We start from the raw sequence: 13,053 nt of genomic DNA, 5'->3' as shown, positions 1-13,053 counted from the left end.
ACGCCCTGTCCGATCTTCTTGAGCACGCTCCAGAAGCCCTGCAGCTCCATGTCGGTCGGCTGCGCGGCGGCGGGGGCTGCCTGCGGGCCGGCGCTGAAGATGCCGAGGTTGTGGCCGACATTGAGACCGGTCTGGACGCCCTGACCGATCTTCTTGAGCACGCTCCAGAAGCCCTGCAGCTCCATGTCGGTCGGCTGCGCGGCGGCGGGGGCCGCTTGCGGACCGGCGCTGAAGATGCCGAGGTTGTGGCCGACATTGAGACCGGTCTGGACGCCCTGTCCGATCTTCTTGAGTACGCTCCAGAAGCCCTGCAGCTCCATCTCCGACGGCTGCTCGGTGCCGGGGCCGGCCGAGAACGGCGCGAACCCGCCGGCGATTCCACCGATGGCGCCGCCAAAGTCGCGGCCGGTCTTGCCGCCGATCAGGCGTCCGATCGCTTGTCCGGCGAACCTGCCGAGAACGGAGCCGAAGATCCCTTCGGGATTCAATTGACCATAGTCTTCAGTCGACTGCTGCATGCCACTCATGTTGAGTCTCCTCGCTCGTTGTCTGATCTTCGAGCGGCGCGCCGCTTGACCTCATCAGGAGTAGTTGCTGCGCGACGTCGATCGAGGGCGATGTTGCGCGTGTGGCCGTGATGCAAGTGTCAAGCAGGGCGTGAAAGTGCCGTCAAAATCGATCATGTGTGGAACGCATGGAGCAAGGTCGCGCCGATCGTCAGACGCGGAGCATGCGCCTGATCTCACGCTGCAGGGATTCGGTTTCGCTCTCCGGCGTGGCGCCGACCTGCTTGCGCAGGATGGTGCGGCAGAAGTCATATTGACGCAGGGCGTCGGCACGGCGGCCCTGCTGCGCGTAGCAGCGCATCAAGGTGCGGTGGACGTCCTCCTGCAGCGGATCGGCGGCCAGCACACGCAATGAGAACGTCGTGGCGATCTCCACATGTTCCCGGCCGCCGACGTCGAGCAGACCCGCGATCGCCCGGATCGCTCGCGTCTTCAAGCGTTGACGCTCGGCGGAGAGCCACGCCTCGAACGCGCAGGACGTCGAGCTGATGCCGTCGAGCAACTCGCCGCGGAACAGCGCGGCGGCGCGGGCCATGGTTTCCAAATCGCCGAGTTGCAGCAGCAGCTCGAACTCCTGCACGTCGGTGGTGACGGCGTTCGGATGGATGCGGATGTCGTCGCGCTCCGCCGAGATGACGTCGGCGCATTGCGGCAGCACCCGGCGCAGCGTCAACAGCGCCTGGCGCAGGTTTGCGCGCGCATTGTCGCCGAAGCGGCCTTCCCACAGGAGTGCGGCAAGCTTGCTGCGTGAAATGCCGTGCGGAGAGGTGAGGGCGAGATAGCCCAGGAGCGTTGCCGCCTTGCGGCTTGGGATGACGACCTGCTCGCCCGAGACCCGTCTGATTTCAAGACCGCCAAACAGATTGATACGCAGCAAACTCATTGTCTCTCTCCTCTGAATGGCGACTCGCTGCGATCGGCGCCGGGCCTGCAGAAGTCGAGCTTCTCGTGCGATGAGATTTGAGCGGCTGCAGCCGGATCAGGTCTGCACGGTCGTCGCCCAAAGGCGAGCCGCCACGCTGTCGTTGTCATCGTCGAAATGAGATCGGCAATGCAGTTAAGTCTGTCCGCGCAACGTTCGGTTCAATCTTGGATTGTATGACGGAGCGAGACTGTGCCTCGTGGCTTGCAGTATGCACCCCATCGTGTCCAGTGTGGGCGAAGTCGGAACTGCGCGCTGTGAGCTGCGGCACACTCGAGGACCGACACGATCATGCGGTATCAGCAGCCATGGCAAACGAGATTGGAATTGTTCCGATGAAATCGTTCCGCAAGGAACTTTGGTTCCAGACGCCGGGCCGGCGGGCCTTCATCAACATCACGGGTGAGGTCGAGGCGGCGCTGAAGGAGAGCGGCGTGCGCGAGGGCCTCGTGCTCGTCAACGCCATGCACATCACGGCGTCGGTCTTCATCAATGACGACGAGAGCGGGCTGCATCGCGACTATGAGCAATGGCTGGAGGAACTCGCCCCGCACGAGCCGGTGGCGGGCTATCGCCACAACCGCACCGGCGAGGACAATGCCGACGCCCACATGAAGCGCCAGATCATGGGCCGCGAGGTCGTGGTCGCGATCACGCAAGCCAAGCTCGACTTTGGCCCGTGGGAGCAGATCTTCTACGGCGAGTTCGACGGCGGACGGCGCAAGCGCGTGCTGATCAAGATCATCGGCGAGTAGGAGGACGCCGGAGCTTTCGGGCGTCATTGCGAGGAGCGCAAGCGACGAAGCAATCCAGGGGCCACGCGTGACGCCGTTCCGTGTGGCCCCTGGATCGCTTCGCTGGCGCTCGCGATGACGGAGGAGGGTGGGGAGCCTCGGCTGTCATGCCCGCGCAAGCGGGCATCCAGTACGCCGCGGCCTCTCGGAGGACACAGCGACCGGCGCGGGCGAGAGCGCGACTCGAGCCTCGGCTGTCGCGCTTGCCAGCACTCCGTGGTGTGACGATCCCTGTTGGATTAGGCCGCAGATGATGCGCGCGCTCTCTCGCCCGCGAACACCGCCTTGATCTCGGCTGCGACCTTCGGCGTGTTCTCGTCGAGCACGAAGTGTCCCGCGTCGAGCCACACCAGCTTTACGTCGGCGAGGTCGTTGAGATAGGCGCGGGCGCCGGGCGGGATGAAGAACGGATCGTGCTGGCCCCAGACGATCAGCGTCTTCGGGCTGTGGGCGCGGAAGGCCGCCTGCCACTCCGGATAGCGCGCGACGTTGGTCTTGTAGTTCTCCAGCAGATCGAGCTGGTAGTCCTGGGTGCCCGGACGGTCGAGCAGCGCCTGGTCGAGAGTCCAGTTGTCGGGATTGACGGCCTCGGGATCCTTGGCGCCGACCAGCCATTGGAACTTGGTGCCGTCGAGGCTCAGCAGCTCGCGAGCAGGCGCCTCGGTCTCCGGCGTGCGCGTCTCCCACAACGGCAGCAGCACCTTCTTCGGCGCCTCGCCGACCCCCTCCATATAAGCATTGGTATTCTGGAGGATGAAGCCTCTCACGCGCTCCGGCCGCTGCGTGAACAGGCGGAAGCCGACCGGCCCGCCATAGTCCTGCATGTAGAGAATGTAGGACTCGAGCCCGAGCACGTCGACGAGACCCGCGACATGCCGGGCGAGGTTGTCGAAGGTGTAGTCGAACTCTGCACGCGACGGCGCGTCGGAATGGCCGAATCCGATGTAGTCGGGCGCTACCAGATGGAAGCGATCGGCGAGCGCGGGGATCAGGTCGCGGAACATCTGGCTGCTGGTCGGCAGGCCATGCAGCAGCAGGATCGTCGGCGCCGTCGGGTCGCCGGCCTCGCGGTAGAAGACTTTGCGGCCGTGGACGGTCGTGGTTCGGAAGCGGGTCTGGGTGGTCATGGGGAAGCTCCAGGTCTCGGGCGGTCGGGACTCGTTGGCCGCCCGTCACCCTGGTTCTATGCCTTCCAAAATCGGGCGCGAGTCGCTAGATTCGAGAAGAGGCCTCCCATTTTTTGGAAAGATACGTTGGATCGTCTGGACGCCATGGCGGTGCTGTTGGCCGCAGCCGAGGCCGGGAGTCTGTCGAAGGCCAGCCGGACGCTCGGGCTGCCGCTCGCGACGGTCAGCCGCAAGGTGGCCGAGCTCGAAGCGCATCTGAAGGCTTCGCTTCTGATCCGCTCGGCGAAGGGCCTGGAGCTGACGCCGGCGGGTCGGTCCTATGTCGCAGCGGCGCGCGCGATCCTGGAACAGGTCGCCGAGGCCGAGCGTGTCGCCAGCGGCGAATACTCCGAGCCCAAGGGCGATCTCGTGGTGACGGCGCCGATCATGTTCGGCCGGCTGCATGCGCTGCCTGTGGTGACGCGCTTCCTTGGCGCCTTTCCGGACGTGGCGGTCGATCTCGTGATGACCGATCGTGTCGCGCACTTTCTCGACGACCAGGTCGACGTCGCCCTGCGCATCGGCCAGTTGCCGGATTCGAGTTTGATCGCCACCCGGCTCGGCAGCGTCCGCCACGTCGTCTGCGCCAGCCCGGATTATCTCGCCGCCAATGGCTGCCCGGCGCGGCCGGAGGATCTGGCACGGCACGGCGTGATCTCGTTCCAGAGCGTGTCGGTGCCCGGCACCTGGCCGTTCGAAGTCGACGGCGCCGAGATCCCCGCCAGCTTCCGCGCGCGCCTCGGCGTCAACACGATCGATGCGGCGATCGAAGCCGGCCTGTCGGGAGCGGGCTTGGTGCGGGCGTTGTCCTATCAAGTCGTCGATCATGTCCGCAGCGGCCGACTTCAGCTCGTGCTCGAAGCCTTCGAACCGGCGCCGCGCCCGGTGCATCTCGTCTATGACGGCCAGACCCGGCTGCCGCTGAAGCTGCGCGCCTTCGTCGACTTCGCCGTGCCGCTGCTGCGGCAGCGGCTGGAGGAGGCGGCGATCTGAGGGACGTCTGGACGCACAGTGGCTACTGCAAAACACGCTGTCATCGCCCGGCTTGACCGTGCGATCCAGTGCGCGGGCAATGACAGATGTAGTCGGAGCAGCAGCATGCCTCCTTATCCTGCCATCGACCTTGGATCGCGCGGTCCCCAGCGGCCGGCCTCGACCAGGGCGATAAAGCGCTCGACGGATGCGTTGAACAGCGCCGGTTCCTCCAGGTTCAACACATGTCCGGACTTCGGGAAGAACGTTAGCCCGGACGCCGGCAGATGCTGCTTGAGAAACAAACTCGGCGCGATGCAGGCGTCGTCCTCGTCGCCGCAGATGATCAGGGCCGGGGTTGTAACGCGGCGGATGGCGTCCGTCATGGTGTAGATCGATGGCCTGCTGCCCTGGAAGCCGCGCATGGTGTTGGCCGAGCCACGCGCGTCGTGGCGGGCGAGCGCGGCGTAGAAGTCGGCATGGCCGCGCGGGTCCTTGAGGAGGAAAGGAATGCGGCCGGGGGCCTCGCGGGTGACCTTGGCGGTCTCGGCCGAGCCGAGCGTCTCGAACTGCTCGGCGGTGGCGCGGCACTGGGCGCGGAAGGCCTCGAGATGCTCGAGGCTGGAGCCCGAGCCGACGCCGGCCAGCACCATCGAGCGGATGCGATCCGGTGCGTTCAGTGCCACCTGCAGCGCGGAGTACGAGCCCATCGACAGGCCGACGAAATGGGCGCTGTCGATGCCGAGGTGGTCGAGCACGGCGATCGCGTCGGTGTAGAAATGCACGTGGCTATAGGCGTCGGGCGCGGCCGGCACGTCCGAGGGCGTGTAGCCGCGCGCGGAGTAGGCGATGCAGCGGTGGCGCCGCGCGAAGTAGCGCAGTTGCGGCTCCCAATTGGTGTGGTCGGCGGCGAACTCGTGCAGGAAGATCAGCGGCGTGCCCACGCCGACCTCTTCAAAATAGAGGCGAACGCCATCTTTGGCCGTTGCATGGGGCATCGTCAGCTCCTCCCGTGTCGCGTGCCTGATGATGACGAGTCGCGCGATACGCGACAACGTCCCGATCGACGGCCTTGTTTTCGCCGTAACATAGACTCGGAATCACCCTCTCGTCGCCAGGCTTTTGCCGTCGATGGTCATGGTTTCGTCACAGCGCAACATTTTACGGACCTTCGCTGGCGGCTTGCAGAGGGGCCGCGCTGAGGACCAGGGGGTGCCAAGTCAGGGTACTGGGGGAAGTAACAGAAGGATTGAGTATGGTTGTGTCTACCCTTCGCCGGTCGCTTCACATCGTTGCGCTGACCATGGGTGCGGCAGTCGTCGCCGTCACCGCAACACCGGCATCGGCCCGTCCGCATCACGGCTCGGGGCATCATGCCCACCGCAGCCACGGCGGCCATCACTACGCAAGGCATCATCACCACCGGCGTTCCGTCGCCCGGCTGTCGCGCTGGGAGCGCGGCGTGGCGCGGGTGCAGGTGAGCGGCGTTGCCGATGCGCAGGCCAGCGTCATGATGCCGGGCACGGCGTCCGACGGCATGGCCTCGTCCGGCGGCTTCGGTGGCGGCAGCAGCGTCGTCTCCGCGGCGCGCAGCTACATCGGCAGCGGCAATCCGACCGGCCGGCGCAGCCTGTGGTGCGCGCGCTTCATGAACATGGTGCTGGAGCGCACCGGCCATCGCGGCACCGGCTCCGACATGGCGCGCTCGTTTGCGAGCTATGGCCAGCGCGTCTCCGGCCCGCAGGTCGGCGCGATCGCGGTGATGAGCCGCCGCGGCGGCGGTCATGTCGGCGTGGTCTCGGGCGTCGATGCCCAGGGCAATCCGATCGTCATCTCCGGCAACAACGGCAACCGCGTCCGCGAGAGCGCGGTGTCGCGCGGCCGCGTGTATGCCTATGTGATGCCGAACTGAGAGCTCTCGAACTTGAACTGATGAGGTGAGCCCTCGCGGCTCGCGCGCTCTGCGCCTCCCCCGCTTGCGGGGGAGGTCGCATCGGAGAGGCGATGCGGGTCGGGGAAGTCTGTCCTCACGAAGATTTTCGCGTGTGGCGCCCCCACCCCAGCCCTCCCCCGCACGCGGGAGAGGGGGGCGCACCGTCGGCGGGGTGAGGGTGCGAACTACACCAGCCGGGGCTGTTCCACGGCGAACTCGTCGCCAACGGCGACATCCCCGGCTTCGATGACCTCGGCGTAGATGCCGCATTCATTGTTGCCGCGCCGGGCCATCAGCGCCGGCGGGATGTCGAGGTCGCGGGCGGCGGTGTCCGGGTCGACGTTGACGGCGGCGCAGCGGGTGGTGGTCTTGACGACCTTGAGCCGCGCCGAGCCGATCCGCAGCGTTTCGCCCATCAGCGAGGTCTCGTGCCAGGCCGGCCAGCCGGCGACGTAGACATTGGCGCGGAAGCGCAGCGGATGCACGGTCGCGCCGACCAAGGTCTCGATCTCCGCGATCGAGGCGAGGTTGATGATTGAGACCACCTTGCGCGCCAGATCCGTAAAGGCGTAGCCACCGCCCGAGAGCAGCCTGACCGGGCCGCGCAGCTCGTCGGCAAACTCGCGCGCGAAGAACGCCTCGATGGCGGCGCGGCCGTCGGCGCTTTCGAGGTCGCCTTGGGCGACGATCGCGCCGTCCTTGCGGATGGTGAGGATGTTGGTCGCGTCCTCGAAGTGCGTCTTGAACCCGGCCAGGCGCTCATTGCGCATCAGCATCAGATACGCCGTTTTCGGCTTCCACACCGGCGCCGCCGGATCGAAGCCGGTTGGGCCGTTTTCCAGCGCGTAGCGGCGATCGGCCGGCAGCGTTTCGCCGACCCGTAACGGGGCCGTTTGCAGTGGTTCCGGGGTAAGGCCCTTGACCGGATAGCGGTACAGGCCGGCGATGCGCGCGGGAGGGGTCTGGCTCATGCCGCCTCATAGGAGATTCCCGTGGTCGCGGCCAGGGCACACGAATTTGTGAAGCGGCCCCTTCCGTTTTCGCACCGCCTTCCCACATTTCCACTCAAGCCGGGCGCAAGCCGGCGACGTCAATGGTTGCGGCGTTGATGGACGTCAACGTGCGCGGTCCGAAACCCAATGAAGATGCTGAAGCCGTGCCTTCGGGGCGTCACAGCAGGCTGAGGGAAACATCATGAATATCGACAAATATACCGAGCGCGCGCGGGGCTTCATCCAATCGGCGCAATCGCTGGCGATGCGCGACGGCCATCAGCAGTTCTCGCCGCTGCATCTGCTGAAGGTTCTGCTCGACGATAGCGAAGGCCTCGCGGGCGGTCTGATCGATCGCGCCGGCGGCAATTCGCGCGCGATTTTGAAGGCGACCGAGGACGCACTGGGCAAGCTGCCGAAAGTGTCGGGCAGCGGCGCCGGGCAGATCTATCTGTCGCCCGAGCTGGCGCGCGCCTTCGACGCGGCGGAAAAGGCGGCCGAGAAGGCCGGCGACAGTTTCGTCACGGTGGAGCGCCTGCTGCTCGGGCTGACGCTGGAGAAGAACAGCGAGACCGGCGGCATCCTCGCCAAGGGCGGCGTGACCGCGCAGAATCTCAACGCGGCGATCGAGAGCCTGCGCAAGGGGCGCACGGCCGACTCGGCGACCGCCGAGAACGCCTATGATGCCTTGAAGAAATATGCCCGCGACCTGACCCAGGCGGCGCGCGACGGCAAGCTCGATCCGGTGATCGGCCGCGACGAGGAGATCCGCCGCACCATCCAGGTGCTGTCACGGCGCACCAAGAACAATCCCGTGCTGATCGGCGAGCCCGGCGTCGGCAAGACCGCGATCGTCGAGGGCCTCGCGCTGCGCATCGTCAATGGCGACGTGCCGGAGAGCCTGAAGGACAAGCGGCTGCTGTCGCTCGATCTCGGCGCACTGATTGCGGGCGCGAAATATCGCGGCGAGTTCGAGGAGCGGCTGAAGGCCGTGCTGCAGGAGGTCACTGCGGCCGAAGGCACCTTCGTGCTGTTCATCGACGAGATGCATACCCTGATCGGCGCCGGCAAGGCCGACGGCGCCATGGATGCGTCGAACCTGCTGAAGCCCGCGCTCGCCCGCGGCGAGCTGCACTGCATCGGCGCGACCACGCTCGACGAGTATCAGAAGCATGTCGAGAAGGACGCGGCGCTCGCGCGCAGGTTCCAACCGGTCTACGTCACCGAGCCCACGGTCGAGGACACCATCTCGATCCTGCGCGGCCTGAAGGACAAATACGAGCAGCATCACGGCGTGCGCATTACCGACTCCGCGCTGGTGGCGTCGGCCACGCTGTCGAACCGCTACATCACCGACCGTTTCCTGCCTGACAAGGCCATCGACCTGATGGACGAGGCGGCGGCGCGGCTGAAGATGCAGGTCGACAGCAAGCCCGAGGAACTGGACTCGCTCGACCGCGAGATCATCCGGCTCAAGATCGAGCAGGAGGCCTTGAAGAAGGAGAGCGATCTCGGCTCCAAGACGCGGCTGCAGGCGCTGGAGAAGGAGCTCGCCGATCTCGAGGAGAAGTCGGCGGCGCTGACGTCGAAATGGAGCGCCGAGAAGGACAAGCTGTCGAACGCGCAGAAGCTCAAGAGCGAGCTGGACGGCCTGCGGATCGAGCTCGCCAACGCGCAGCGCCGCGGCGAGTACCAGAAGGCGGGCGAGCTGGCCTATGGCCGCATCCCCGAGCTGGAGAAGCAACTGGCCGACATCGAGGCCAAGGAGAATGCCGGCGAGATGATGGAAGAGGCGGTCACCGCCAACCACATCGCGCAGGTGGTCTCGCGCTGGACCGGCGTGCCGGTCGACAAGATGCTCGAGGGCGAGAAGGACAAGCTGCTGCGCATGGAGGACTCGCTCGGCAAGCGCGTCGTCGGCCAGTTCGAGGCCGTGCATGCGGTTGCGACCGCCGTGCGGCGCTCGCGCGCCGGCCTGCAGGACCCGCACCGGCCGATGGGCTCGTTCATGTTCTTAGGCCCCACCGGCGTCGGCAAGACCGAGCTGACCAAGGCGCTCGCCGAGTATCTGTTCAACGACGAGACCGCGATGGTTCGGCTCGACATGTCCGAGTACATGGAGAAGCACTCGGTGTCGCGGCTGATCGGCGCGCCTCCCGGCTATGTCGGCTATGACGAGGGCGGGGCGCTCACCGAGGCCGTGCGCCGCCGGCCGTACCAGGTCGTCCTGTTCGACGAGATCGAGAAGGCGCATCCGGATGTCTTCAACGTGCTGCTTCAGGTGCTCGACGACGGCCGTCTGACCGACGGCCAGGGCCGCACCGTCGACTTCCGCAACACGCTGATCATCATGACGTCGAATCTCGGCTCCGAGTTCCTGGTCAACCAGCCGGAGGGCGAGGATACGTCCGAGGTACGCGAATTGGTGATGGGCACGGTGCGGAGCCATTTCCGACCCGAGTTCCTCAACCGCGTCGATGAGATCATCCTGTTCCATCGGCTGCAGAAGAGCGAGATGGGCCGGATCGTCGAGATCCAGTTCTCCCGCCTCCAGAAGCTTCTGGAGGAGCGCAAGATCACGCTGTCGCTCGATGGCGACGCGCGCGACTGGCTCGCCGCCAAGGGCTGGGATCCGGCCTACGGTGCCCGTCCCTTGAAGCGGGTGATCCAGCGCAGCGTGCAGGATCCGCTCGCCGAGATGATTCTCGCCGGCGACATCAAGGATGGCGACAACGTCGCCATCTCGTCGGAAGGCAATGTGCTGACCTTCAACGGCAAGGCGCATCGTACGGCGGAGATCGCGACGTTCGAGGCGCCGATCCCGAAGCGCAAGCTGAACTGATCTCGAACATCCGCAGCACTCAAACGGCAACAACGGCCCGCGCCACGCGCGGGCCGTTTGCGTTTGGAACATGCTGAGGGGCAGGGCTACCGATTCACCTGGATCGGGCCGGCATCGGAGATGCGCGACGCGCCGGGGCCGCGGCTGGTCATCATCTGGTCGACGCGGTCGCGCTCCTTCTCGAAGCTCGCCATGATCGGGCCTTCCAGCGACCGGCCGCGCGGCAGCTTCACGCGCATCGGGTCGACGAAGCGGCCGTTGACCAGGATCTCGTAATGGACGTGCGGGCCGGTCGACATGCCGGTCGAGCCGACGAAACCGATGACCTGGCCCTGGCGCACGCGCTTGCCGGGCTCCATGCCCTTGGCAAAGGCCGACATGTGGCCGTAGGCGGTCTCATAGCCGTTGTTGTGCTTGATGCGGATGTATTTGCCGTAGCCGCCTTCCTGGCCGACCTTCTCGAGCACGCCGTTGCCGGAGGCGAAAATGGGGGTGCCATAGGCGGTGGCCCAGTCGACGCCGGTGTGCATCTTGACGAAGCCGAGGATCGGATGGCGGCGGCCGCCGAAGCCGGAGCGCATGATCGCGTTGTTGACCGGCTTGCGCACCAGGAACTTCTTCGCGCTCTTGCCGGTCTCGTCGTAATAGTCGACGACGCTGTCGTCGGGGGTCTGGAACCGGTAGTATTTCTTGGTCTCGCCGCCGACCGTCAGGGAGGTGAACAGCACCTCGGTCTTGTCGTTGTTGCCGGGCTTGTCGTCGTCGTCGCCGGCATAGAAGACGTCGAACGAATCCCCGGGCTGCACCTTGCGCTGGAAATCGACGTCGTAGGAGTAGATGCGGATCATGTCCTCGATGACCGGCGTGGGCACCTTGTTGCGCATCGCCGTCTCGTAGATGCTCTGATAGAGGCGGACACCGGTGCCGTCATCTTCCTCATCATTGGTGTTGTCAGCGGTCTCGGTGACCGTGTTCATGCTCTGCGCGTCGACGGCGACGTATCGTCCGAGGTCCGAAAGCGCGGCGACCGCCTCGATCATGGTGTCGTTGGCGACGATGACGCGGAACGGCTGCAGCCGGGCGCCGGGGGCAGGGCTGGATGGCGCCATCAGGATGCGCAGTTTCTCGCCTTCCTTCAGGCCGCCGTCACGGCCGCGCGGGCCGAGCTGGGCGGCGATCGCCTTGGCTTCGTCGGGCGTCGCGCCCTGGTCGCGCAGGATCGAGGCGACGGTATCGCCCTTCTTGACCAGGTGAACCCGCTCGCCGAGCGGATTGCCGCCGGTGATCTGGTCCTTGGTCTTGGGCAGCAAGGTGACATTTTCCGGCACCACCCGGGTCTCGAAGCCGGCGTAAGGATCGGGCGAGGTGCCGTCATTGGCATAGGACAGTTTCAGGTCGCCGCCTTGGACGGCCTGCGCGCCGGCCGCGTCGGCGGCGGCATTGGCAAGTGAGGCGTAGCGCACGCCGCCATTGTTGCCGCGCCAGTTCGCCGCATCACGGACCCGCATGACGATTTCGTCGAGCGCCACCGAGGTCGCGATCTTCGCCTTGGGGAGCACGGCGGCGAGATCCTTGGTCACGAATGAGACCTCGGCGTCGGGCTCGACGGCCTCGGGATTGTTCGGATCCTCGCCGGACCCCGTCTTGTCGTTGTCGGTGTCGCTCAGCAGGCGCTGGGCGTTGAAGGGCGGGATCTTGGCGGACAGATCGCTGGTCGCCATCGACAGGTTGCCCGAGATCCGGACGTAGGGACGGACCCGGATCAGCTCGCGCGAACCCGCGCGGGTAACGGTCGAGATGCGCACCACGTTGCGCGCCGCGGCGGCTTCGCTCGGCGGGGGCAGGCGGTCGCTCTTGCGCAAGGTGGCGACGCGGTCGTTGGCGCCGAAGGCGCCGCGCAGCGCGCTTTCCATCCGCTCCGGCATGCGCGCGAAGGTCATTTCGCCATCGAGCGACGCAAAAACGGCGCCGCCGATGAGGGCTGCGCCGCACAGACCAGTCAGAATCGTACCGGAGAACCATTGCACGGAGACGCGGCGGCGATCGATCACCGCGGCTTCGGAGCCATCGACCGATAGCGGCGGCTCATGACCGAGATCGATCATGCCGATCTCGCGTCCGTACCCCCCGCGTGACGTCCGATGGCTCAACCTTCGTCCCCCAAGTTCAAAGTCAGCACCGAGATCACTCAGCTGCCGGTTGGCTTAACGTCCAAGACAAACGGCTCGGAATGATGGCGCGCTTCTGTCGGTTCGAGACTCTCTGGCCCGAAAGCCGGACTCCACGAACCGCTATTGTTCTTCAGGATCTCTCGATGTCGTCTCGGCCGTATCAGGCGAAGGGCTCGCCGCTTCCTTGATCTGGATCATCCTTGAATCGATGGCAGTCCCCGCTGGACCCAAATCAACCCAGGTCGATGCTTAACAAATCGTCGCAGGATTGTGGCCCAAGTGGGGCACGAAGTCCGCAAGAAATCGGGGTTCTCCTGCTGTCCGGAAAAAAATGATTCGATGCGACGATTTGTTGACATTGGGCGTTGACACCCCGATCGGCCCCCCCTATAAACCCGATCACTGAGCGCGGCGCCGCTTCGGGACACACCGAGGCGAGCATCCGCGCCAATATTGCTCCTCACTTTCGTTGAGTGATGCACAACCGGTAAAACCCGGTTGTTCATCGACGTCGAAAAAGGTTGAGCGACCCCTCCACATGAGGGTGGGACCGAGGTCCCGGGCTGTTTGACAAGTGAAGATGAAGAAAGAGAAACGTGGACGGCGGAGTCCTTGCGAGTCTCGGGATTGAGGGCTTCGGCTTTTGGTTCTGAGATCGGACGAGAAGACTTCGGCGGACAATGTTTCAAAGGTAA

At 65.7% G+C, this 13,053-nt stretch carries 9 protein-coding genes and 1 pseudogene; 4 read left to right on the top strand and 6 right to left on the bottom strand.

What is annotated here, in order from left to right; genetic code table 11:
* Together ACQR1F_RS32040 and ACQR1F_RS32035 are read right to left on the bottom strand one after the other, a co-directional pair.
* A pseudogene (locus ACQR1F_RS32040) lies at positions 1 to 527 on the bottom strand (hypothetical protein); the annotation flags it as partial.
* A gap of 190 nt (positions 528 to 717) precedes the next feature.
* Positions 718 to 1,449: an AfsR/SARP family transcriptional regulator gene (locus tag ACQR1F_RS32035; RefSeq protein WP_316216126.1), complete on the bottom strand. Its 732-nt coding sequence runs from the start codon at positions 1,447 to 1,449 to the stop codon at positions 718 to 720.
* Positions 1,450 to 1,823: 374 nt separating this feature from the next.
* Here ACQR1F_RS32035 and ACQR1F_RS32030 point away from each other — a divergent pair, with 374 nt between their 5' ends.
* A complete protein-coding gene (locus tag ACQR1F_RS32030; RefSeq protein ID WP_434864306.1) occupies positions 1,824 to 2,243 on the top strand; it encodes a secondary thiamine-phosphate synthase enzyme YjbQ in 420 nt (139 codons plus the stop codon).
* 278 nt (positions 2,244 to 2,521) lie between these two features.
* Here the strand turns inward: ACQR1F_RS32030 and ACQR1F_RS32025 are convergent, their stop codons facing one another.
* The gene (locus ACQR1F_RS32025; protein ID WP_434914542.1) at positions 2,522 to 3,409 is read right to left on the bottom strand and encodes an alpha/beta fold hydrolase; all 888 of its coding nucleotides are present in this window, start codon (positions 3,407 to 3,409) and stop codon (positions 2,522 to 2,524) included.
* 126 nt (positions 3,410 to 3,535) lie between these two features.
* Between ACQR1F_RS32025 and ACQR1F_RS32020 the strand changes: the two genes are divergently transcribed.
* Positions 3,536 to 4,441, top strand: a complete 906-nt coding sequence (locus ACQR1F_RS32020; RefSeq protein WP_434914541.1) for a LysR family transcriptional regulator — start codon at positions 3,536 to 3,538, stop codon at positions 4,439 to 4,441.
* A 113-nt stretch (positions 4,442 to 4,554) separates the two neighbouring features.
* On the opposite strand, the gene ACQR1F_RS32015 is transcribed toward ACQR1F_RS32020, so the two are convergent.
* Positions 4,555 to 5,418, bottom strand: a complete 864-nt coding sequence (locus tag ACQR1F_RS32015; protein WP_434914540.1) for an alpha/beta fold hydrolase — start codon at positions 5,416 to 5,418, stop codon at positions 4,555 to 4,557.
* A gap of 257 nt (positions 5,419 to 5,675) precedes the next feature.
* Here ACQR1F_RS32015 and ACQR1F_RS32010 point away from each other — a divergent pair, with 257 nt between their 5' ends.
* On the top strand, positions 5,676 to 6,332 hold the full coding sequence (locus ACQR1F_RS32010) for a TIGR02594 family protein (RefSeq protein ID WP_316180475.1): 657 nt from the start codon (positions 5,676 to 5,678) through the stop codon (positions 6,330 to 6,332).
* Between the two features lie 206 nt (positions 6,333 to 6,538).
* Here ACQR1F_RS32010 and ACQR1F_RS32005 read toward each other — a convergent pair whose 3' ends face one another.
* On the bottom strand, positions 6,539 to 7,324 hold the full coding sequence (locus tag ACQR1F_RS32005) for an MOSC domain-containing protein (RefSeq protein WP_315802894.1): 786 nt from the start codon (positions 7,322 to 7,324) through the stop codon (positions 6,539 to 6,541).
* A gap of 223 nt (positions 7,325 to 7,547) precedes the next feature.
* Here ACQR1F_RS32005 and clpB point away from each other — a divergent pair, with 223 nt between their 5' ends.
* A complete protein-coding gene (gene clpB, locus ACQR1F_RS32000) occupies positions 7,548 to 10,187 on the top strand; it encodes an ATP-dependent chaperone ClpB (RefSeq protein ID WP_434848299.1) in 2,640 nt (879 codons plus the stop codon).
* An 86-nt stretch (positions 10,188 to 10,273) separates the two neighbouring features.
* Here the strand turns inward: clpB and ACQR1F_RS31995 are convergent, their stop codons facing one another.
* Positions 10,274 to 12,337, bottom strand: coding sequence for a M23 family metallopeptidase (locus tag ACQR1F_RS31995; protein ID WP_315802896.1), 2,064 nt, complete (start codon positions 12,335 to 12,337; stop codon positions 10,274 to 10,276).
* Between the last annotated feature and the right edge of the window lie 716 nt (positions 12,338 to 13,053).

Source organism: Bradyrhizobium sp. HKCCYLS3013, assembly GCF_051167615.1.
Taxonomy (GTDB): domain Bacteria; phylum Pseudomonadota; class Alphaproteobacteria; order Rhizobiales; family Xanthobacteraceae; genus Bradyrhizobium.
Note: the sequence above shows the minus strand (reverse complement) of the source record. Positions and strands in the feature narration are given on the sequence as shown.